Origin of the sequence: Iodidimonas muriae, assembly GCF_014647255.1 — a bacterium.
GTDB lineage: Bacteria > Pseudomonadota > Alphaproteobacteria > Sphingomonadales > Rhodothalassiaceae > Iodidimonas > Iodidimonas muriae.
On the sequence record NZ_BMOV01000005.1, the window covers coordinates 1 to 21,819 of the forward strand.

General features: G+C 54.1%; 15 protein-coding genes. 10 read left to right on the forward strand and 5 right to left on the reverse strand.

Annotation, left to right across the window (positions count from 1 at the left end; translation table 11 throughout):
* Nucleotides 1-219: 219 nt before the first annotated feature.
* Nucleotides 220-5,106 carry a DEAD/DEAH box helicase gene (locus tag IEX96_RS07905; RefSeq protein ID WP_150005782.1) on the forward strand — a complete coding sequence of 1,629 codons (4,887 nt, stop codon included), beginning with the start codon at nucleotides 220-222 and terminating at the stop codon, nucleotides 5,104-5,106.
* Between the two features lie 80 nt (nucleotides 5,107-5,186).
* Here the strand turns inward: IEX96_RS07905 and IEX96_RS07910 are convergent, their stop codons facing one another.
* The 5 genes from IEX96_RS07910 to IEX96_RS07930 all read right to left on the reverse strand — a co-directional run bounded on the left by IEX96_RS07910 (nucleotide 5,187) and on the right by IEX96_RS07930 (nucleotide 10,054).
* Nucleotides 5,187-7,304, reverse strand: a complete 2,118-nt coding sequence (locus IEX96_RS07910; protein WP_150005781.1) for a DUF3987 domain-containing protein — start codon at nucleotides 7,302-7,304, stop codon at nucleotides 5,187-5,189.
* Entirely contained in the window at nucleotides 7,294-7,596 is a 303-nt protein-coding gene (locus IEX96_RS07915; protein WP_150005780.1) for a hypothetical protein, read from the reverse strand. Before IEX96_RS07915 ends, IEX96_RS07910 begins: the two co-directional genes overlap by 11 nt.
* Complete coding sequence (locus IEX96_RS07920) at nucleotides 7,586-7,828, reverse strand: helix-turn-helix transcriptional regulator (protein WP_188873747.1); 243 nt, start codon at nucleotides 7,826-7,828, stop codon at nucleotides 7,586-7,588. The genes IEX96_RS07915 and IEX96_RS07920 overlap by 11 nt, the downstream gene beginning before the upstream one ends.
* Nucleotides 7,829-7,924: 96 nt before the next feature.
* Entirely contained in the window at nucleotides 7,925-8,716 is a 792-nt protein-coding gene (locus IEX96_RS07925; RefSeq protein ID WP_188873748.1) for a hypothetical protein, read from the reverse strand.
* A gap of 114 nt (nucleotides 8,717-8,830) precedes the next feature.
* The gene (locus IEX96_RS07930) at nucleotides 8,831-10,054 is read right to left on the reverse strand and encodes a site-specific integrase (RefSeq protein WP_229773613.1); all 1,224 of its coding nucleotides are present in this window, start codon (nucleotides 10,052-10,054) and stop codon (nucleotides 8,831-8,833) included.
* A 92-nt stretch (nucleotides 10,055-10,146) separates the two neighbouring features.
* Here IEX96_RS07930 and IEX96_RS07935 point away from each other — a divergent pair, with 92 nt between their 5' ends.
* From IEX96_RS07935 to IEX96_RS07975, 9 genes are all read left to right on the forward strand, one after another.
* Nucleotides 10,147-10,410: a hypothetical protein gene (locus tag IEX96_RS07935; RefSeq protein WP_188873810.1), complete on the forward strand. Its 264-nt coding sequence runs from the start codon at nucleotides 10,147-10,149 to the stop codon at nucleotides 10,408-10,410.
* 157 nt (nucleotides 10,411-10,567) lie between these two features.
* A complete protein-coding gene (locus tag IEX96_RS07940; protein WP_150005778.1) occupies nucleotides 10,568-11,017 on the forward strand; it encodes a hypothetical protein in 450 nt (149 codons plus the stop codon).
* A 30-nt stretch (nucleotides 11,018-11,047) separates the two neighbouring features.
* Nucleotides 11,048-11,802, forward strand: a protein-coding gene (locus IEX96_RS07945) for an IS5 family transposase (protein ID WP_150005777.1) whose coding sequence is annotated in 2 segments (ribosomal slippage) — nucleotides 11,048-11,366 and nucleotides 11,366-11,802 — 756 coding nt in all. Because the reading frame shifts where the segments join, the coding sequence is not laid out codon by codon here.
* Nucleotides 11,803-11,845: 43 nt separating this feature from the next.
* Nucleotides 11,846-12,070: a hypothetical protein gene (locus IEX96_RS07950; RefSeq protein WP_150005776.1), complete on the forward strand. Its 225-nt coding sequence runs from the start codon at nucleotides 11,846-11,848 to the stop codon at nucleotides 12,068-12,070.
* 329 nt (nucleotides 12,071-12,399) lie between these two features.
* Complete coding sequence (gene hppD, locus IEX96_RS07955) at nucleotides 12,400-13,488, forward strand: 4-hydroxyphenylpyruvate dioxygenase (RefSeq protein ID WP_150005775.1); 1,089 nt, start codon at nucleotides 12,400-12,402, stop codon at nucleotides 13,486-13,488.
* A 642-nt stretch (nucleotides 13,489-14,130) separates the two neighbouring features.
* The gene (locus tag IEX96_RS07960) at nucleotides 14,131-17,127 is read left to right on the forward strand and encodes a TonB-dependent receptor (protein WP_188873749.1); all 2,997 of its coding nucleotides are present in this window, start codon (nucleotides 14,131-14,133) and stop codon (nucleotides 17,125-17,127) included.
* Between the two features lie 273 nt (nucleotides 17,128-17,400).
* A complete protein-coding gene (locus IEX96_RS07965; protein ID WP_229773631.1) occupies nucleotides 17,401-18,825 on the forward strand; it encodes a glucoamylase family protein in 1,425 nt (474 codons plus the stop codon).
* The gene (locus IEX96_RS07970) at nucleotides 18,822-21,083 is read left to right on the forward strand and encodes a glycoside hydrolase family 3 N-terminal domain-containing protein (protein ID WP_150005771.1); all 2,262 of its coding nucleotides are present in this window, start codon (nucleotides 18,822-18,824) and stop codon (nucleotides 21,081-21,083) included. Before IEX96_RS07965 ends, IEX96_RS07970 begins: the two co-directional genes overlap by 4 nt.
* Nucleotides 21,080-21,817, forward strand: a complete 738-nt coding sequence (locus IEX96_RS07975) for a carboxylesterase family protein (protein ID WP_150005770.1) — start codon at nucleotides 21,080-21,082, stop codon at nucleotides 21,815-21,817. The genes IEX96_RS07970 and IEX96_RS07975 overlap by 4 nt, the downstream gene beginning before the upstream one ends.
* The last annotated feature ends 2 nt before the right edge of the window (nucleotides 21,818-21,819 follow it).

A 21,819-nucleotide genomic window follows, 5' to 3' on the forward strand; every position in this document is an offset into this window, starting at 1 on the left:
CAGTCCGGTAGCTCGTCAGGCTCATAACCTGAAGGTCATAGGTTCAAATCCTATCCCCGCAACCAATCTTTTCAAAGGCTTAGGCATAATCGCCTGAGCCTTTTTGCATTCCACGGAAGCAATACGGAAGCACGAGAATCACAGAAAATTATATTTCTTATAATGAATGGCTGCTGCTAAGTTCCGCTGAGGATGCGCGAATTACGAAACGGGGAAATTATGCAGCATACACTTGATCAGCTTCTTGTTTCCTATAGGAGCTCTGCCCGGTCCGAGCGTGAGAAGGGTGGATATTTTGAGCGGCTGGTCAAAGTCTTCCTTGAGTATGACAGCACCCAAAAGCAATATTTTTCAGAAGTTGTAACCTTTGCAGAATGGGCGAAGGGGCAAGGGTGGAGCGAAGTCGACACAGGAATTGATCTGGTTGCGACTCTTGCGGACGGATCAGGCTATGCCGCTATTCAGTGCAAATTCTATGCACCTGATTACCGCGTTCAGAAGCCTGATCTGGATAGCTTTATTTCGGCGGCATCCAATGACCTGTTTACCCGCCTTATTATTGCGGACACGACCCGCCAAGAGTTTGGGCGGAATGCGAAAGAAACACTCGATAAGCTGTCAAAAGATTGGAACCGGATCAACATTGACGATCTGGAAGCCAGCCGGATTGATTGGTCGCAGTTTCTTAGAACTGGCACCATTAGCCTCGCGCCCAAGAAAGAATTACGAGTTCATCAGCGAGACGCATTGAAAGCTGTCGTTGGTGGGCTTGAAAGTGCTGATCGCGGCAAGATGATCATGGCCTGCGGCACGGGTAAAACCTTCACCGGGTTGCGCATAGCTGAAGAAATGGCAGGCAAGGGCAAGCTGGTGCTGTTCATGGTGCCGTCGCTTGCGCTTATGTCTCAGACGGTGCGCGAATGGAAGAATGACTGCCAAGAAGATTTCACCGCCTATTCAGCATGTTCGGATACTAGGATTGGGCGGTATGGGGACCCGGATAGCCTTGATCTGGATGTGCATGATCTGGCTTTTCCGGCAACCACTGATGCCGCGAAAATTGCGCGGCAGGTAAGCCTTGCCAGTTCAGACAAGATGACGGTTGTTTTTTCAACCTACCATTCGATTGATGTGCTGACCCGTGCACAAAAGAATTACGGCCTGCCTGACTTCGATCTGGTTATTTGCGACGAGGCGCATCGAACCACCGGTGTCACGCTGAAGGATGAGGACGACAGCGCCTTTGTCCGTATTCATAGCAATGATTATGTTGCCGCCAAGAAGCGGCTCTATATGACAGCCACGCCGCGCATCTTTGGGGATGCGGCGAAGCGCAAGGCAGATGATCACGACGCCGAATTGGCCTCAATGGATGATGAGGCGAAATTTGGGGAGGACCTGTTTCATCGCGGATTCGGCTGGGCTGTCGAAAATAATCTGCTGACAGATTACAAGGTGGTTGTGCTGGCCGTTGATGAAGGGCTTGTTTCAACGACGATCCAGAACCGGCTCAAGGATGGTGCGGAGCTTACCTTAGACGATGCTACCAAGATTATCGGCTGTTATAAGGCTTTGACCAAAAGCGATATGAGGGCGGACCTTGAGTTTGATCCGAACTCAATGAAACGGGCGCTTGCTTTTTGCCACAGCATTGCCAAGTCAAAAATCATCAGGGATGAATTTACCAAAGTCGTTGAGGAATATAGAAAAAGCGACCTCATTGACGATGAGAACCTTTTATATACTGAAGTTCAGCATGTAGATGGCAGCTATAGTGCCACAGCCCGTGAGGAATTGCTGAATTGGCTGAAGGCCGATACCGATGAGAATACCTGTCGCATCCTGACCAATGCCAAGGTGTTGTCTGAAGGGGTGGATGTGCCCGCCCTTGATGCCATCATGTTCATGCATCCTCGCAAGAGCCAGATTGATGTGGTGCAATCCGTTGGCCGGGTGATGCGTAGGGCCGAGGGCAAAAAGCTTGGTTATGTGATTTTGCCGGTTGCCATCCCGCCCAATACCAAGCCTGAAGAAGCCCTGAACGATAACGAGCGGTATAAGGTCGTTTGGCAAATTCTGAACGCGCTGCGCGCCCATGATGAACGGCTGGATGCACGCATCAACCAAGCCAGACTGGGCGAGGATATTAGTGACAAAGTGGTGTTGGGGCACATTTCTTCGGAAACCGAACTTAAAGAGCTAACCGCCGTTGTGGAGGATTTTTCCACAACCAGAACCAGAGCGGAAAAAACAGGGTCCGGCATTGGAAAATATGGCCCGGATCGAAGGCCAGTCGGCGACGATGAAAAGGGGCAAAGTGAGCTCCAGTTCGAAGAGTTTACCCGCGCTATCATGGCTAAGATTGTCGAGAAGTGCGGCACCCGTGAATATTGGGATACATGGGCAAAAGACATTGCCAAGATCGCCCAAACCCATATCACACGCATCACCACGATTGTTGCCAATCCGGGGGCAGAGCGGGATGCGTTCCTTGCCTTTCTTGAGGAACTACAAGACGACCTGAATCCCGAGATCAGCGAGGCCGAAGCGATCGAGATGCTGGCCCAGCATCTGATCACCAAGCCGGTCTTTGATGCCCTGTTCAAGGGCAGCACGTTTACCAAGGAGAACCCGGTTTCGCGCGCCATGGAAATTGTGCTGGGGCAGTTGCACGAGCACAATCTGGCCAAGGAATCCGAAAGCCTTGCCAAGTTCTATGCCAGTGTGGAGCGACGCGCCGAAGGGGTGGTTACGGCGCAGGGCCGCCAGTCGTTGATCACCGAGCTTTATGACCGGTTTTTCCGCAATGCCTTCCCGGTGCTGACCCAGCGCCTTGGTATTGTTTATACACCGGTTGAGGTGGTGGATTTCATAATCCACTCGGTGAACGACGTGCTGAAAGCCCAGTTCGGGCAAAACTTAGGGTCCAAGGGCGTTCATATTCTTGATCCCTTCACCGGCACTGGCACTTTTATCACCCGGCTTTTGCAATCGGGCCTGATTGCACCCGAGGAATTGGAGCACAAATACAAGAACGAGATTCACGCCAACGAGATTGTTCTGCTGGCTTATTATATAGCGGCCATCAATATCGAAACCGTTTATCACGAGCTGGTTCAGGGCGAATTGCGTGAGGATACGCCCTATCATCCTTATACCGGCATTCTGCTAACCGATACTTTCCAGATGTACGAGCAGGAGCGCGACATGATCGCCAATCTGCTGCCCGATAATTCCGAACGCCGGACCAAGCAAAAAGCGCTGGATATTCGGGTGATCATCGGGAATCCACCTTATTCGGCGGGGCAGGGCAGTGCGAATGATAATGCGGCGAATATTGCATACCCGGGTTTGGATGCAAAAATTCGCAATACCTACGCTAAGCATTCAACGGCGACGCTTAAGAACGCGCTTTATGACAGCTACATCCGGGCCATCCGCTGGGCCAGTGACCGCATCGGCAAGGCCGGTGTTATGGCCTATGTTACCAATGCAGGCTGGGTCGATGGTAATGCCACAGACGGTTTGCGCAAATGCCTCGCCGAAGAATTCAGCGATCTTTATGTGTTCCATTTGAGGGGCAATGCCCGCACTGCTGGCGAGCAACGCCGCAAGGAGAAAGGGAACGTTTTCGGCGAAGGTACTCGCACGCCAGTTGCGATCTACGTCTTCGTCAAAAACCCTGACGCAAGCGAGCATGGCCGCATCCATTTCCATGATATTGGCGATTATTTGGATCGGAACCAGAAGCTGGCGATCATCCGGGATTTTCGTTCCATTGATGGCATCACAGCGGTCAAGGGCTGGAAGCGGATCACGCCGGACGAGAATAATGACTGGCTTGATCAGGTGGATCGCAGCTTTGACCGCTTCATGCTTATGGGTGCCAAACGCTACAGGGGTGAGCCGCTTATCTTTAAAGACTTCTCTAATGGTCTCAAAACTCAGCGAGATGCATGGGCTTACAATTTTTCGTCTATGAAGCTTAAGGTCAATATGAGTCGAATGATGGAGGCTTACAATGAAGCTGTCGATAAGCTTGGTGGGCGATCCATCGACGATATAAAAAAAGCTGCCAATTATGACGCCAAGCGTATTTCTTGGAGCGACCACCTTTTCAATGGAGTGAAGCGAGCTGTCCGCGCAACAAGTGAAAGCGGGGGCGTGGTGCAATCTCTCTATCGTCCCTTTGAACGCTCATGGGCATTCTATTCAGCTCTGTTCAATGATCGGCGGGGCCAAATGCCGCGCATCTTCCCGAATGCGGCGGCGGAAAACCTCGTGATCCAGGTCTGCGGTATTGGTGGGAAAGGGTTCTCAGCCCTCATGTCAAACACGTTGCCTGATATTCAGGCGATGTTTAACGGCCAGTGTTTTCCGCTCTACCTGTATGAGGAAAAACAACCGGATGATCGCCAGTACACGCTGGAAGGCGAAGACACGTCTCTAACCCGCCGTGATGCCATTACCGATGAGGGGCTGGCGCATTTCAATGCTGCCTATCCCGGTGAAAAGATCAGCAAGGAAGATCTGTTCTATTATATCTATGGCTTGCTGCATTCGCCCGACTATCGGGAACGGTTCAAGAACAATCTCGCCAAGGCGTTGCCTCGCATTCCGGCGGTGAAAACCTTTGCCGATTTCGTCGCCTTCCGCGATGCGGGCCGCGCGCTGGGTGATCTGCATGCGAATTTCGAGACTGTTGAACCATATATGGTCACCTTCAAGGAAGGCGATCACCGCCTGATCCCCGAGGCAGACGCTGATCCGGTGAAGTTCTACCGCGTTAAAAAGATGAAATTTGGTGGCAAGGGGAAAGATAAGGACAAGACCACCGTTATCTATAATGAAAACATCACCATGCAGAACATCCCGCTGGAAGCCTATGACTATGTGGTGAACGGCAAGCCCGCGCTGGAATGGGTGATGGACCGCCAAGTGGTCAAAACAGATAAGGCCAGCGGTATCGTCAACGATGCCAACGACTATGCCAATGAAACTGTCGGTGATCCCAAATATCCGCTGTTACTGTTTCAAAGGGTTATCACCGTTTCGCTGGAAACCATGCGGATCGTGGGCAATCTGCCATCGCTCGATATTGATTGATGCCAATAGTGCCAATAGTGCCAATAGCATCACCGTTTAGGTTCTAATGGCGCTATTGGCGCTATTGGCACCGGGGCTGTTCATGGTCTTAAGGCCGGATTGACAAGGAAGCGCTTGCTTTCCCGGCCCGCTGTTTCGCCTTGGCGGGCAAAGGCCGGTTTCAGCCAGTGATAGCCGCTTAAGGTCAGGCAGGCATCCATCACGGCTTTTGCAGTTTCGTTCTTAAGAAAGGTCCGCCGCAAATCGCGCACGCTAAGGCTTTTGGGCTTTTCCGCCTCGATATGGCGGGCGATCCTTAAGGCGATGGGATCAATGCTTTGCCCGTCCGCCTCGCCAAAGGCCCGTTGCGCCATGGGCCAGAAATAGTCTTCCAAAAGCCTTAAGGCGCGTTGCATGGCCGAGGCGCTGATTTCTGTGGGTTCCGCCGGCCCCTTAAGGGGATCGGCAGCCCAATCCAGCATGCTTAAGGTCAGCGCCAGCCTTAAGGCGCGTCCCTCGATCTTGCCCCACCAGCCCGCAAGGCGGCCCATGGGGGCACGATCCGCCACCGCTTCCCACCATGGATTGAAGATCGCCTGCGCCTCTTGTGCCATCTTTAAGGTGATGGGAGCGGGCTTGCCTTGATCGTCGATGCCCATCTTAAGGCCCTCAAGCCGCCTTAAGGCCGTTTCCAATATCTCATGGCAGGGCTTCCCCTTCGGCACCCGACGCTTAACGGGATCGGGGCAGACATACAGAAAGCGGGCGTTCAGGCCATCATCATCACCGCTCAAGAGAAGTTTCTTCAGACGGTCGGGCTGGATACCGCCAAGGATAGAGGTGCCAAGATAAGGAATGAAAATGGGTTTCTCGCCGTTCTTCACCCGGTCGATGCTATAGGTGCCGCCTTCATACGCTTCCAGCCAGAAGGCGCGGTCGCCGCCGCGTGTGCCGTTATAGCGGTCGAAGTTGGATAACCAGCCCGCCAGTTCATCACGATAGATAAGAAGCCCGCGCGGATTGGCCGGAAGCGCCCGGCATAGGGCTTCGATGGTGGCATCCGTTACCATCAGCCGCTTGTGTTCGGGGGCTTGGGGCTCCATGGCATCTTCAGGCAGGCGGGGGGCAGGCTGGCCCTTTGCCACAGCGTCCTTGCAGGCTTTTGCCCAAGCCTCATGTTTGAGGAAGGCTTCTTGCTTGGTGGTTTCATAATCGCGCAAATCTTGTTGTAAGGCGTCGCCATATTCGGCCTCGATGGCCTTCACGGTTTGCATGATCGGGCGCATGGCCGGGCTTTTACCTGCCGAGGGTGCGCCTACCAGCGCAAACCACAGGATCGGTGATTGGGTCCATTGACCAAAGGCAAAGATGGTGCGGCTGTTGCCAATCAGGCTTGCGGATACGGCGAACAAAGAAGCGGCCACATAATCCATTGGGGCCGAGGTGGCCTCGCTGGTGGCCTCCACCCAATGCGCCAATGCCGGGGGCAGGCTATCGAGCGGGAAGGCTGGGGCCGGAAGCGCCGGGTCGAGAAAGTGGCGATCCGGTTGCGGCCAGTCATCATTGGCAGCGCTTGCCTTATGGGGAAGCTCATAGGGTGCGGCATGGCGGGCCAGGGCGCGCACATATGCCGCTGTCCAGCCATCGGCCACAGCATCCGCTGCATCCCATTTGGCTGGAAGCCCAGCTTTGAACGCCATGGAAGCGCCTATGGTGTCCAAGGCGGCCTTGATGCCTTCAAGGGAGGGTGTGATCAAGGATACCCGCGCACCCTGTTCCAAAAGCTTTGCCGCCACAGACTGGGCATAGGCCATGCCCGCTTGGTCATGGTCTGGCCAGATCACGACGGAACGGCCCGCCAATAGCGACCAATCGGTTTTATGAGCGGCATTGCTGCCGCCCATGCTGGTGGTGGCAACCAAGCCCAGCCCCAAAAGGGCGTCGGCGGCCTTTTCGCCTTCGGTGACAATCAAAAGATCATCGGCGCTGCCATGAATGCGGTCTGCCTGATAAGGCAAGCGGCGGGGCGGCATTTGCCATTGGTCCGTTACCGGATCATAAGGCTGAAAGCTCTTGCCGCCATCGGCCAGATCGAACCGGTATATGTAACCATAAGGTTGGCCCTCGCTGTCCTTATATACGTATAGGTAAGAGGGCGTCCCCAAACGCGGATGAGCCTTAGGTAAGCTATAAGGAGCCTTATGTAACTTAACGGTCATTGCTGATCCCCGCTTGCTGCTCGATGAGCCCTAAGGCTTGGCTTTGCTTAAGGCCGTATACATAGGCGTATAAGCTGATCACATCGCCGCCGCCGTCGCCGGTGGCATAGTCACGCCAAGCGCCGGTCATAAGATTGACCTTGAAGCTCCCTCGCTTGCGGTCGGCCCGTGTTGGGTTGAGAGCCACCCAATAGCGGCCTTCGCGCCGTCCGCTGGGCAACAGGCGGGAGATGAGGCTGAACAAGAGCGGTTGCACAAATTGGCTCACGGTCTGAAAGCGATCAGTTGTCATTGGCCACCTCCGAGGTAGAGGCGACCAGCTTGCTTTCGATCCACTGATCCAGATCAAGGCGGCGATAGCGGATGGAACGGCCAGAGATTTTGACAAATCGCGGCCCGCCACCGCGCACCCGCCAATTGCGCAAGGCGCGCACCGAATGGCGGATATAATCGGCGGCCTCATATTCGTTGATCAGTTGATAGAGATAATCGCGGCGTGCTGCGGCAATAGATTGGTCCGGCATAAAGTGACTCCATATTGGCTTTCCCAACGCTTGATTGCGCTGTGGTGCTTATGGAATTGCCCTTATCCCGGACCTCAAAACAGGGTCACAAATCCACTAATTATGATTTGTGGAATTGAGTTTTTGTATCGTTCGCCGGATGGTTTCGTCAGACAGGCCGTTGCGGCCTTCTCGGGGGATATCCGGGTTGTTGTCCAGAATGTACTCCCGGACATGGTAAGCAATAAGACTGTTGCCATCGGATGGCGTAAACGTCCCTTGCTGCACGAGGGTTTTATAGGCCGCAACGATCAAGGCCATTTTGCTGTCTGGTCCAGATCGCCTTGTTTTTTTCAGTCTATGATCGGCGGCGACAATCTCACTATGCTCTATTTTTTCTGGGAATTGCGTTTTGATCCAAGGTCGCGGAATGAGCTTTACAGTTTCCATTTTAAGGCTGCCGAGGTGAACATCATCGTTAGAAAAGCTGTGATTGCCCCGCCAATAATCCGCGGGAACTTCAACGGGGTAATCTTCCGGGCGTCGTGGTTTGACAAAGCCGAGTGCTATAAGCTCCCCTGAATGAACATAGTTCAGGATGCGTTTTTTTAGGCGCTCATCCATTTCCTGATATTTGTCTGCGTGTTTGCGATCTGAAACTGGAAATGTGTTGGTAAACTTTCCCGTATCTTGGTTGAACTGGATATGGTTCTGCGCTTTTGCTTGCATAATGGTTCGCCACCATCGACCAGATTCATAGATTTTGGCTTTCCTAAGTCGCAAATACTGTTTCCGAATGGGTTCGCGGACCAATTGATAATGTGCGTGTGACTTGAGCGCGCCACGTAACCATGCATCCATGCGCTGTTCAGGGGTTAGTCGTCTTCCAAGGCTAAAATCATAAGGCATTATAGTCTCGCTTCGGTATTCTTCGAAGGCTGTACCAGTAAATCCGGTCTGGGCCTTCGGTATAAGGATGAGTGAACTTCGGTATAGGAGTGAGAAGGCTTCGGTTTTTTCGGTTCAGGTGACTGGGCGATACCGAAGCGGATGCTGTTTTGAGCCGTTTGTCTTCGGTTTCATCTGTTCGGGTTGATTGGTCATGCCTGCAAGGGCTTGGCTCACCCGTTCGGCGGCTTCCAACATGGGAGCATCGGCTAGATGGGCATAGCGCATGGTGGTTTGCGCCTGAGAGTGGCCCAAGAGCTTGCCGGTCATGTGCAGGCTTTCGCCGCTTGAGGCGGCATAAGAGGCAAAGGTGTGTCGCAGGTCATGGATGCGCACATCGTCAAGACCAGCCGCTTTGCGGACCCGCCGCCAAGGCTTTTGAAAGTCGGTCAAGTAACCGCCAGCCTTTGCGCCCGCAATGATGTGGGGATTGCCTTCAAGCCTGGGGAGGCGCGCCAGAACCTCAAGGGCTGCGGTTCCAAGATAGATGCGCTTCTTGCCGGTCTTGCTGTCCGGCAGTTCCATCATATTGCCGCGCACATAGTCCCATTTGGCTGTCTGGATTTCTCCCAAGCGCGCGCCGGTGAACAGTAACAGTTTGATGCCAGCGACGAAGAACATATTTTCCAGCCCTGCCGCCTGCCGTTCGTCCAGCGTGGCCAGAAGGGCGGCAATCTCATCGCGGGTTAAATAGCGTTCCTTCTTTTCTTCAGGATATTTCTTCACATGGCGGCAGGGATTGCTGCCATCGGGCCGCAAGCCCCATTCTTCCGCCTTGTTGAACAGGGCAGACAAAACCCCAAGGGTGCGGTTGGCCTGATAGGGGATGGCGTTATGTTGGGCATGAAGGGTGGAGATATGCTTGCGGACCACCTCAATGGCCTTCATGCGCCCGATGGCAGGCTTGATGAATAGCTCGATATTGCGGCGATATTCCTTGATGGTTGATGGCTTGCAGTGGCGTTCCACATGGGTGTCCATGAAGCGGTCGCATAGATCGGCAACGGTAGGGGATTGCACAAAGTCTTGGCGTTCGGCGGACGGGTCATCGCCATGGGTGACGCTCATCAGCTTGTCGCGGGCCAGTTTGCGCGCTTCATCGGGGGTCAAGACGCCATGTTGGCCAAGGGTGAGCTTGCGGGTGCGTTTGGCGGCATTGCGATATTGGATGATGTAGCTCTTAATGCCGGAGGCATAAACACGTAGGCCAAAGCCTTTCACCTCGGCATCCCACAACAAATAATCCTTGTCATGAATTGTGGCGGCATCGACGATGCGTTTGGTCAGTTTGATAGTCACCTGTTCCCTTTCCCACGGAAGCAATACGGAAGCACGCGGTAGCGAAATGCGTGAGATCAGGGAGTAATGAGGCGTAGATGAATGATTAATGAATGCCTGTAATATCAGTGACTTATAGAGACAAAGCGCCATTGGCGGAAACACAGCGCAAGGCCCTGATGCTATCTCATAACCTGAAGGTCATAGGTTCAAATCCTATCCCCGCAACCAATCAAAGCAAAGCCGCTAAGTCAATGACTCAGCGGCTTTTTGCTGTCCAAAATATAAAAGCAAAACTCGGCAATAACCGCCTGAGCCTTTCGTCCTCCCTCGGAAGCATTACGGAAGCACGAGAATCACAAAACAAACGGCAATAAACCCGTGTGCCGCACGGATAAAAACCTTGACCATAAAGGCTGTCGAGATCCGCGCATATAGGCCAAGGCCCGGGAGTGGCCTCTCTCCCTTAGATCAATTATAATTAAAATAAATCAGGCAATCAGGGGGGGGCAGGGATGAGTTTCAGGGAAAGGCGTGAAATTCCGCTGGCAGGCGCTGCGACGTTGGGCCGCCCATGGGGTGCCGGTGTGGTTCACGCTTTTCGGCCTCATGGCTTTTATTTTCCTACCGTATTATGGGCTTCCTTTGTTGCTGTCAGTCGATCCTGTCGAGCGTCTTAGACTTTCCGGTGCCATCTTGCAAATCGCCGGCATTGGGAGCGTGGCTATTGGATTGCACAAGACGCGCGTAAATCTTTTCGCCAGGCCTGGTCTATGGAAGACCTTCATGGCGTGGTTCGCCAAGTTGGTACCGTTTTTTCGGGGCAGAACGGTACACCACTTAGACGCGGATGGTATTGCCTTTGGCTATACATTGCCTATTCCAACTTTAGGAACGCGTATAAAGGGCGCATCCCTTGAAGAGCGGGTCGTTTATCTAGGCTCAGGACCTATTAAATTGCTTGCGCTCGGCATGAGCGGTTGATTCAATGACAGCGTCAAGGAGGCGCTGTCGATGGATGTACCATTTTTGCTCAGTAAGGCGCAGATGCGCAGGATTGAGCCGTTTTTCCCGCTGTCGCATGGCATTCCGAGGGTCGACGACCGGCGGGTTGTCTCGGGTATCGTCTATGTCATCAAGCATGGCCTTATGTGGCGCGATGCCCCGAAGGGCTATGGGCCGCACAAGACGATCTACAATCGGTTCATTCGCTGGAGCCGTCTTGGGGTGTTCAACCGCATCTTCGCCGAGTTGGCAGGCAAGGCCGGTGAGCCCGACCGGATCATGATCGATGCCACGCACCTCAAGGCCCACCGGACCGCTGCCAGCCTGTTAAAAGGGGGGCTCTTCCCCGACGTATCGGGCGCACCAAGGGCGGGCTGAACTCCAAGCTCCACGCCGTCCGCGATGGCGAGGGGCGGCCGATCATGATGCTGCTCACCGAAGGCCAGATGAGCGACCACAAGGGTGCTCTTCTGTTGTTTCCCAGCCTTCCCAGGGCCAAGGAACTGCTCGCCGACAAGGGCTACGACAGCGACTGGTTTCGTGAGGCGCTGATCGACCAGGGCATCACCCCATGCATCCCGCCTCGCTCGAACCGCAAGGTCCAGCATCCCTATGATGCGCAGCTCTACAAGCAGCGCCACAAGATCGAGAATGTCTTCGGCAGGATCAAGGACTGGCGACGCGTCGCAACCCGCTATGACCGGTGCGCACACACATTCATGTCCGCAATCTCCATCGCCGCAACCATGTGCTACTGGTTGTGATCAATGAGTCCTGAGCCTAGAGAGAACTCTTGCTGACCTACAAGTGCAGCAACGTACCGACATTAAAGAGATAAGAAACGAGCTGCAGACCGGCCTGAAAGAGGAAAAGGACGTGCGCAGAAATGATGACCAGAAGCTTGTCCAGAAGCTTGAAGACGCTGTGATAGGCGGAATTCATATCGAACTGGCGGGTTTGGCTTTTCTTACAGTCGGCGTTCAGCTTGGCACGATTCCGGATCAGGTTGCGCCTCTGCTTGGGCTGCAGTGAAGCTAAGGCCGTTATCGCGTTTTTCTGTATTAATCCGGTTTCGGGGTGAGGGCTGGTTTCCCCATGATGCTTGCAAATATCGTTCAAAACGACCAATTCATTTAATGAATGGTCCCCGTGCGTGACGGGGGGGGCATCGGGTTTTGGTCCGTCTGTCTGGATATGTCGATTTTCTTTGGACAGGGTGGTATCCCATGTGACAAGGACACAAGCTCGTGGTCTTCAATGCGTGATGTGCGGCATATTTTTTCTGCCACCCGATGGTTTCGACCAAAAGAGAGCGGTAGAACCCGCGGCGACATCTGAATATCTTAATCGTGGAGCTCCAAATGGCTGATTTGTTTGAAAACCCCGCTGGTCTTGATGGTTTCGAATTCATCGAGTTTTCTGCGCCGGAAAAGGGTATGCTGGAACCGGTTTTTGAAACCATGGGGTTCGTCAAGATCGCCCGCCACCGCTCGAAAGATGTGGAACTTTGGCGTCAGGGCGGCATTAATCTGATCACCAATTACGAGCCGAAATCTGCCGCTTGGTATTTTGCCCGCGAACATGGGCCGAGCGCGTGCGGCATGGGCTTCCGGGTGCGGGATGCGCGGGCGGCCTATCGGCATTTGCTCGATCAAGGCGCCGAGCCGGTTCATGTCGAGACCGGCCCAATGGAGCTGCGTATTCCCGGTATTCGCGGCATTGGCAGTTCGATCATCTATCTGATCGACCGCTATGGCGAAGAGGAAGACGATCTCAATATTTACGATATCGATTTCAACTATCTGCCCGGCGTTGACCGCTATCCCGAAGGCTGTGGCTTCCAGCTTATCGATCACCTGACCCACAATGTTTATGGCGGCCGCATGGCCTATTGGGCCGATTATTATGAAAAGCTTTTCAATTTTCAGGAAATCCGCTTCTTCGACATTAAAGGCGAATATACGGGCCTTACTTCTAAGGCGCTGACGGCACCGGACGGCAAGATCCGTATTCCGCTTAATGAAGAAGGCGAGGGCGGCAAGGGGCAGATCGAAGAATTCCTGCGCGCCTATAATGGCGAGGGTATCCAGCATATCGCACTTATTTGCGATGATCTTGTTGCGTGCTGGGACCGTTTGAAAGAGAAGGGTGTGCCCTTCATGACCGCACCGCCGGACACTTATTACAAAATGCTGGACGAGCGCTTGCCGGGACATGGCGAGCCTGTGGAGGAGCTTCAAAAGCGCGGCATTTTGCTTGACGGGACAACCGAAGGCGGTGAACCGCGTTTGCTGTTGCAAATCTTCGCAGAACCACGGATCGGGCCTGTTTTCTTTGAATTCATCCAGCGCAAAGGGGATTACAAGGAAGGCTTCGGGGAAGGCAATTTCAAAGCCCTGTTCGAAAGCATCGAACGGGATCAGGTGGAGCGTGGTGTGCTGAAGGTCTAGAAGACCAGCCAGAGGATAATAACGGGGCGGCCGCTTTTGGACGCGGTCGAGCCAATTTGTCAAGAAAAGAGAGCGGCGAGCCGAATTCAGATTGTTGGTTCGTCGCAATTTGTTCTTGATCGTGCGCTCCAAACCCATGCGGGAGCAAAGCATTCACAATGCGCGGGAAAATCCCACCCCACGCCCCCCATAGCGCAATGGTGACGCCTTGAGGCCGTTCTTATGAAGGCCGTCGCTTTGTTGAATGTCCCTCCAGCAAGATAAAACGATTTGGATATATCGTTGCCTGATATGACGAGTTGGCTAGAGCCTTTTTCAGCTTTCTAGCGCTTGTCGCTATAATCAAATGGCCGGAATGACTGTCACCATGGCTTGGCCTTGCCGCCTGCCATAAACCGTCATCTATGCTCGCACGTACCTGCCTTCCTCCCTCCCCTAAGATGGGGCATTGCCTACATGGCAATAATCGTTTTGGTTCAATAAAATTTCTTTGCAAGAAGATACACATTTCTTTCGATATTGGAAATTAAATGGCATTGACAACGTTATCATTTACGATTTACTGTTTAAGACAACGCTGTCAAAAAGCCCATGAATGGCTGATGCTCATACACAGCATTTTTCGATGCTAGGGGAGGTAAGATGACATTATGTGTTTCCGCGCGGTCTTTTAGATCCACATTGCGCACGCTGAAATATTCAACGGCATTAACAGCCTGCTTGTTGGCGGCTGTTCCGGCCATGGCTCAGGTTACGACCGGAACGATCCGCGGCCATGTGGCGGGTGTCGGTGCCGGCACCGTTGTCGAAGCGGTCAATCCGGATACGGGGTTTTCACGGAAAGTCAAAACCCGTGAGGATGGAAGCTATGCGCTGACTGGGCTGCGTCCCGGCACCTACAGAATTACCGCCACAGGTCCGGACGGTGTTTATGAAGAAGTGGTTCGCATTCAGGTGGCTCAATCCCTTGTGGTGGATATGGACCAGTTGACCAGCGATATTGAAGAAATCGTCGTGGTCGGCAAGGTGCGCCCGGGGATGGAGCTGCGCACGTCCGAGATCGGTACTAATGTTACCACAGAGCAGATCGACATGCTGCCCCAAGGCAGCCGGAATTTTCTCAATTTCGCCCGTCTCGCCCCGGGTGTTCGCGTGTCGCGTGATGAATTCCGTCAGCAATTCTCTGGCGGAGCAGCAAATGCACAGGGCGATAGTCTGGCTGCCGGGCAAACCAATGTGTTTATCGATGGGGTGTCCTTGAAAAGCAATGTCCAGCAAGGCGGTATTGCGGGGCAAGATGGTAGCCGGGGCAACCCCTTCAGCCAGCTTGCGGTTCAGGAATTCAAGGTTCTGACGCAGAATTTCAAGGCCGAGTTTGAGCAGGCGTCTTCTTCAGTGATCACCGCAGTGACCAAATCGGGCAGCAATGAATTTGAAGCGGAAGCTTTTGGTTTGTTCGCCCGCAAGAATTTTACCGAGCGGAATTTTTTCGACAAGCGTGATGATCGCCCCAAACCGGATTTTTCCCGCAATCAGTTTGGCGCTTCAGTCAGTGGTCCGATCATCAAAGACAAGCTGTTTTTCTTTTTGTCTTATGAGGGGAATTTTCAGGATCGATCCGAAACGGTGGTTCCTGGTGTGGTGACACCCGAACAGCAGGCGTTGCTTGGGTTCGACCCTCAGGAATTCGCAGGCACCCGGACCAGCCCATTCCGTGAACATTTGGGTTTTGCCAAACTGACTTGGGATATTTCGCAAAGCCAATATGCGGAAGTGGCTGTTAATGTCAGTCGTGAATCGGATATTCGCGATTTTGGCGGACAGAACAGTTTGGAACGTGCCAATAATATAAAAAATCCGGTCACCAGCGTTCGTGCCAAGCATGAATTTAGTGGCGACTTCTTCCTTAACGAATTGACTTTTGATTGGCGTAAATCGACATTCAATCCGACGCCCCTGAATCAGGAAGATCCCGCCCTTAATTTCCGCAATGTTATCAATCTTGGCGGGCAGTCTTTCCGGCAAGAGGTGCAAGACGTCGCCTTTACCTTGCGCGACAATGTGACTTTCAGCGATATCAGCTGGCACGGCAATCATGTGGTCAAGGCCGGTATCCGGGTGGCGCGGGTCGAAGCCGATGTGGAATTCGGGGCCTTCATCAATCCGCAGTTCGATTTTTTCGATCAACCTGCTGATGACCTTGATTTTTCCTTCCCTGCAGAAGCGCGACTTGGTGTTGGTGACCCCAATATCAGCGTAGGAAATACGCAGTTTGGGGTATTCCTCCAAGATGATTGGGAGGCCACTGACAAGCTGATATTCAATATCGGTATCCGCTGGGATTACGAAGGGAATATGAACAACAAGAACTTCGTAACGCCTGATGATGTTGCGGAGACGATGCGGCTTTTACAAGAGATGAGAGACGCGGATACGGCGGACGCGCTGGCCCAGGGTTTTTCAGTGGCCCCCGATGCCTTTGACTTCCGGGCCGACGATTTCATTTCCACGGGCAATAACCGCTCCCCTTTCATGAAGGCGATTCAGCCGCGATTGGGGGTGTCTTATGATGTGTTTGGAGATGAAAGCACGGTGGTCTTTGCCGGTTGGGGGCGCAGCTTTGACCGTACGCTGTTCCGTGTGGCGGCAGAAGAAAGCATTCTCAACAATTTCGCGCAGCGGGTTTTCCTGTTTTCACGCGATGGTTCTTTGCGTAACGGACAGGAAACCATCGCCATCGACCGGCTTGATGGATTTACCCGGGAAGCCTTGCTGACTTTGGTGGAGGAAGGCAATGATCCAGGCCGCGAAGTGCGGGCGGTCGATAACGACCTGAAGCCGCCGCGTTCCGACCAGTTCAATCTGGGTGTGCGCCAGCAGGTGCCAATGTTTGAAACGGTGTTTAATTTTTCGGCGACATATAGCCATATTCGCGGGAAGAACGACATTGCCTTTTTGCCGGTCAACCGTTCCAATTTCGACCGTGATGACGACGGGCGGTTGGACGTGATCAATACCCCACGGGATTTCGGTCCGTTCAACAATGTGATCGTTGGTGTGAATGGCCGCAAAACCCGGTTCAATGCGCTGTTCCTGACTTTGGATAAGCCCTATTCGGCAGAAGAGGGCTGGGGCTTTAATGTCGCTTACACCCTGAGTTTCGCCAAGCAACGGGGCAATACCTTCAATTTTGATTGGATCAATCCCTTTACGGCTCCGTTCAGGCCCAATGCCGCCGATGAGCGCCACCGTATCGTCATCAACGGTATTGTCGATCTTCCTTGGGGGCTGAAACTGTCTACCCTGACCGAGTTGGGGTCGGGCCAACCCTTCCAGGTGACCGACTTGTCGCAGGGCTTTGGCCGGCGCGCGGTGATCGGAAATCTCGGCGATCATCCTGGACTCTTCGCCTTCAAGCAGGTGGATTTGCGTGTGCAAAAGGACTTCGAGGGCGATTTCTTCGGCGGATTGGAAAAGCTAAGCGTGTTTGTGGAAGCCATCAATCTGTTTAACAGCAACAATTTCGGCGGGCGGGATGGCTTCATTCCCTTCCAGGGAGAAAATCCGAATTTCGGATTGCCATTCAGCTTGGCAGGGCCTGCGCGGACCATTCAGTTCGGCATCAAGGCAAAGCTGTAAAATATGGCCTCGTCATGGGCAGTGGCTGGCAAGATGTCCCGTCGCTGCCCATCCATGGCGGGGGCATCTTGTTTCCATTGATATGAGGAAAAGGGGTCAGGTGTGTTTGGGCAGTTGAGTGCGTGTGGTGCAAGGCGGATCTATGGACGATCCCGGCGCGGAGTGTCGGATTTTTGCGGAACGTCTGGTTCTAAACGCTGCCCATTGTCGAGCATGCTTGACATGGCATGGAGAAAAATACGGGGTGTCTTCGGGGCCTTTTTGATTTTGACTATGCTGTTGGGCAGTTGGCAAACCGCTTTCGCCGATATGTATAAGCTGTCGGCGGAAGATGAAGCCTTTCTCGATCAGGTTCAGGAGAGGACTTTTCGCTGGTTTTGGGAGGCGACGCCCGCAAAGACCGGCCTGACGCCGGACCGCTGGCCCTCCAATATAAGTTCCAGTGTGGCGGCCATCGGCTTTGCGCTGAGTGCCTATCCTATTGGTGCGGAACGCGGCTGGGTTGGCCGTGAGGCGGCGCGACACCGTACGCTCGAGACGTTACGGTTTCTCACCGAGGCACCGCAGGGGCCATCGGCCACCGGAGTCGCCGGATATAAGGGGTTTTTCTATCACTTCCTTGATATGGAAAGCGGCACGCGTTTTCGCGATTCCGAACTGTCCAGTGTCGATACCGCTTTATTGCTTGGAGGGGTGTTGTTGGCGCAGGCTTATTTCGATGGGGATGAAGCGGAAGAAGCCGAGATCCGTGATCTGGCCCAGACGCTTTATGAACGGGTGGACTGGACGTGGATGCAGAAGCGATCGCCGCTGATTTCCATGGGATGGGAGCCCGGGAAAGGTTTCATCAAAGCAGACTGGCGCGGTTATAATGAAGGAATGCTGGTCTATTTGCTTGCTATGGGATCGCCCACTTATCCCGTTGATCCTTCAGCGTGGAAAGTCTGGACAGATACCTATGACAAAAGCTGGAACCGGTCTTTGGACGCGAAGGACGCCGGCCCCCATCAGGCGCATTTGAGTTTCGCCCCGATGTTCGGGCATCAATACAGCCATGTGTGGGTGGATTTTCGCGGAATCAAAGATGCGGAAATGCGCGCTCGTGGCCTTGATTATTTCGAGAATAGCCGTCGTGCCACCTATAGCCAGCGAGCCTATGCCATTGCCAATCCTTCGGGATGGGATGGCTATGGTGCCGATATCTGGGGTCTGACCGCCAGCGATGGCCCCGGCATCTTCAAGGCCCGTGTCAATGGTGATATGCGGCAATTCCATGCCTATTGGGCGCGGGGATATGCACCGGGGGATGTGCGCGACGACGGCACACTTGTGCCCACAGCCGCGGGCGGCTCGGTTCCTTTTGCTCCGGAGATCACGATTCCAGCCTTGAAGGCCATGGTCGATCGATATGGCGACCATCTGTTCACCGATTATGGCTTTCGGGATGCTTTTAATCCGACACTCAAGGATGAGGCTCTTTTGGAAGAGGGCGCAACTCTGTCACGGGGGGACATCGTCCCCGGTGTGGGGTGGTTCGATGATGATTATCTGGGCATCGATCAAGGCCCCATCCTGCTCATGATCGAAAATTACCGGTCCGGCATGATTTGGGACTTGATGAAGAAAAATTCACATCTGATCCGCGGCCTGTGCCTTGCCGGGTTTGATGGCGGATGGATCAAGGGGAAATGTTCATGAGTATTTTTCAAAGCAAGTCCGTGAAAAAGGCTGCGCTTTTATGTGTTTTGACCACGGTTTTAGCGGTTCCGGCATGGGGTAGCGAAAGCAAGGCGATCGCTCGCAATGCCGATGAAGCCGCCCTCGTCGAAGATCTGTTGGCGCGCATGACGCTTGAAGAAAAGCTGGGTCAGTTGGCCCAGCCCCGTGGCCGTTGGGGCGATACTGGCCCTGAAGTGCAACAGGGCGGTGAAGAGGATGTAAGAGCAGGACGGGTGGGCTCTTATCTTGGTGTTTATGGCGCGGATTATACACGCCGTTTGCAAGAAATCGCCGTTGATGAGTCGCGGCTTGGTATCCCCTTGCTGTTCGCCCATGACGTGATCCATGGATTTCGCACCATTTTCCCGGTGCCGCTTGGCGAAGCGGCGAGCTTTGATCATGAGGCCGTTGAACGCGCCGCGCGTATTGCCGCCGAGGAGGCAACGGCCTATGGGCTGCACTGGACTTATGCACCGATGGTCGATATCGCGCGGGACCCGCGTTGGGGACGTATTGTAGAAGGAGCAGGGGAAAGTCCTTATCTGGGGTCGGAAATGGCGGTGGCCCGGGTGCGTGGTTTTCAGGGGCAGGCACTGGACGCGCCTGATACCATGCTCGCTACGGCCAAGCATTTTGTCGCCTATGGTGGAGCCGAGGGTGGGCGGGATTATAACACTGTCGATATTTCCGAACGCACCTTACACGAGATTTATCTGCCACCATTTCAGGCAGCGGTGGATGCTGGTGTTCAATCGGTGATGGCCGCTTTCAATGAAGTCGGCGGTATCCCCATGCATGCCCATGGTGATCTGATCAATGGCACGCTTCGCAAAGAATGGGGCTTCGATGGCATTTTGGTCAGCGATTATACCGGCGTTGCGGAACTGATCCCCCATGGCGTGGCAGCGAACCGGGAAGAGGCCGGTATTCTGGCGCTGGAAGCCGGGGTCGATATCGACATGGTGAGCAACATTTATACCGGAGAAATGTTGAAAGCGGTGGAGGTTGGAAAGTTGGATGAGGCGGTGGTGGATGAGGCGGTGCGGCGGGTGCTGCGCGCCAAAGTTCGTCTTGGCTTGTTCGACGATCCTTACCGCTATAGCGACAAGGCCCGTGAGAAAGCGCACACCCTCAAGCCGGAATACCGGGCGGCGGCGCGCGATTTGGCCCGGAAATCTTTGGTCCTGCTGAAAAACGAAGGTGATGTTCTGCCGCTTAGCAAGCAAACAGGGACGATTGCGGTGATCGGGCCGCTGGCGGACAACCGGCGGGTAATGTTGGGTGGATGGGCCGCCGCTGGGCAGGAAGGGGATGCGATCACGCCGCTTGAAGGTATCCGGGCTGCCGTGTCCTCCGACACAAAGGTGCTATATGCCAAAGGCGCAGAGATCGATAGCGAAGACCGGTCGGGCTTTGATGAGGCGGTGGACGTAGCCCGTAAGGCCGATGTTGTTTTGCTGTTCCTTGGTGAACACCATGATATGAGCGCCGAGGCGAATAATCGTACGTCTCTGGACCTTCCCGGTGTTCAAAAGGAATTGGCGCAAGCGGTTCATGCTTCTGGCAAGCCGGTGGTCGCGGTGCTGTTCAGTGGTCGTCCGCTGGCTGTTACCTGGCTGTCAGAGGAAATTCCTGCCCTTGTGGAAGCTTGGTTCCCCGGTATTGAAGCCGGCCATGCCATCGCCGATACTTTGTTTGGTGATTATAATCCGGCGGGGCGCTTGCCTGTGTCTTTTCCACGCAATGTGGGGCAGATCCCCATTTATCATAACCACAAGAACACCGGACGCCCGCCCAGCCAGACGGAAAAATACACATCGAAATATCTCGATGTTCCGTGGACGCCTCTTTACCCCTTCGGGCACGGGCTGAGTTACACGACGTTTGGATATGATGGGCTGAGCCTCGACAAGCAGGCAATTGCCCCTGATGGATCTGTGGAGGTGACTGTTACCGTGACCAACAATGGTGCGCGGGCCGGCGAGGAAGTGGTGCAGCTTTATCTGCGGGATGATGTGGCCAGCGTCACCCGTCCGGTGAAAGAATTGCGGGGGTTCGAACGAATCCATTTGGCACCGGGCGAGAGCCGCAAAGTGCAATTCCACCTGGATTTTGATGATTTGGCCTTCTACGGGAAAGACATGCGCCGGGTGGTGGAGCCGGGCACCTTCACAGTCTTTGTGGGCGGCAACTCTGTCGATCTTCTAGAGACGCAATTCAAGGTGGTAACGCCATGAAACGGTCTGGCATTGGAGGCATGGCGTTTGCCGGGCTTATGGCATTTTCTCTTTGCTCTGCCGTGGCAGCATGGGCTGCGGGCCCTTCCTTTAGCGAAGGGCAGCATGCTTATGAATATGGGGCCGGGGATATCGGCCAAATATTGGTGTCGGTGCCTGCAGGCGCGCTGGATGGCGGCAAGAACTTTCCCCTTCTCGTTTTTCTGCATGGTTCGGGAGAGCGAGGGGAGGATATTACAAGGGTGAAGGTCCAAGGGCCGCCCAAACTTGTCGAAGAGCGGCCGGATTTTCCGTTTATCGTCGTGTCCCCCCAATTGGCGGCCGATGCCCGTTGGAAGAGTGCCCAGATACTGGATCTTGTGGACTGGCTGGCGGAAAAGCTGCCCGTGGATGAAGACCGGCTTTATCTGACCGGACTCAGTCTTGGAGGCACCGGCACATGGCGTACGGCCATCGCTGATCCAAAGCGCTTTGCGGCCATTGCCCCCATTGCTGGTCGTTCTGTGGAAGACACCTATTGTGTTTTGGCATCCTTGCCCGTTTGGGCCTTTCATGGGGCGCGTGATGATATCGTCGATCCCGGGAATACGGTGGATATGGTGGCGGCCATCGAAGCCTGCGGCGGACGTCCGGGCTTTACGCTTTATCCAGATGCAAACCATAATTCCTGGACACGGACCTATGAGAGCGAGGGGCTTTATCAATGGCTTCTCAGCCACCGGAAGCGCCGCTGATA

Excerpts from the sequence above, each read along its gene's own strand:
- IEX96_RS07905 (WP_150005782.1), top strand. The coding sequence starts at position 220 with ATGCAGCATACACTTGATCAGCTTCTTGTTTCCTATAGGAGCTCTGCC.
- IEX96_RS07910 (WP_150005781.1), bottom strand. The coding sequence starts at position 7,304 with ATGACCGTTAAGTTACATAAGGCTCCTTATAGCTTACCTAAGGCTCAT.
- IEX96_RS07915 (WP_150005780.1), bottom strand. The coding sequence starts at position 7,596 with ATGACAACTGATCGCTTTCAGACCGTGAGCCAATTTGTGCAACCGCTC.
- IEX96_RS07920 (WP_188873747.1), bottom strand. The coding sequence starts at position 7,828 with ATGCCGGACCAATCTATTGCCGCAGCACGCCGCGATTATCTCTATCAA.
- IEX96_RS07925 (WP_188873748.1), bottom strand. The coding sequence starts at position 8,716 with ATGCCTTATGATTTTAGCCTTGGAAGACGACTAACCCCTGAACAGCGC.
- IEX96_RS07935 (WP_188873810.1), top strand. The coding sequence starts at position 10,147 with ATGCCTGTAATATCAGTGACTTATAGAGACAAAGCGCCATTGGCGGAA.
- hppD (WP_150005775.1), top strand. The coding sequence starts at position 12,400 with ATGGCTGATTTGTTTGAAAACCCCGCTGGTCTTGATGGTTTCGAATTC.
- IEX96_RS07960 (WP_188873749.1), top strand. The coding sequence starts at position 14,131 with ATGACATTATGTGTTTCCGCGCGGTCTTTTAGATCCACATTGCGCACG.
- IEX96_RS07965 (WP_229773631.1), top strand. The coding sequence starts at position 17,401 with ATGCTGTTGGGCAGTTGGCAAACCGCTTTCGCCGATATGTATAAGCTG.
- IEX96_RS07970 (WP_150005771.1), top strand. The coding sequence starts at position 18,822 with ATGAGTATTTTTCAAAGCAAGTCCGTGAAAAAGGCTGCGCTTTTATGT.
- IEX96_RS07975 (WP_150005770.1), top strand. The coding sequence starts at position 21,080 with ATGAAACGGTCTGGCATTGGAGGCATGGCGTTTGCCGGGCTTATGGCA.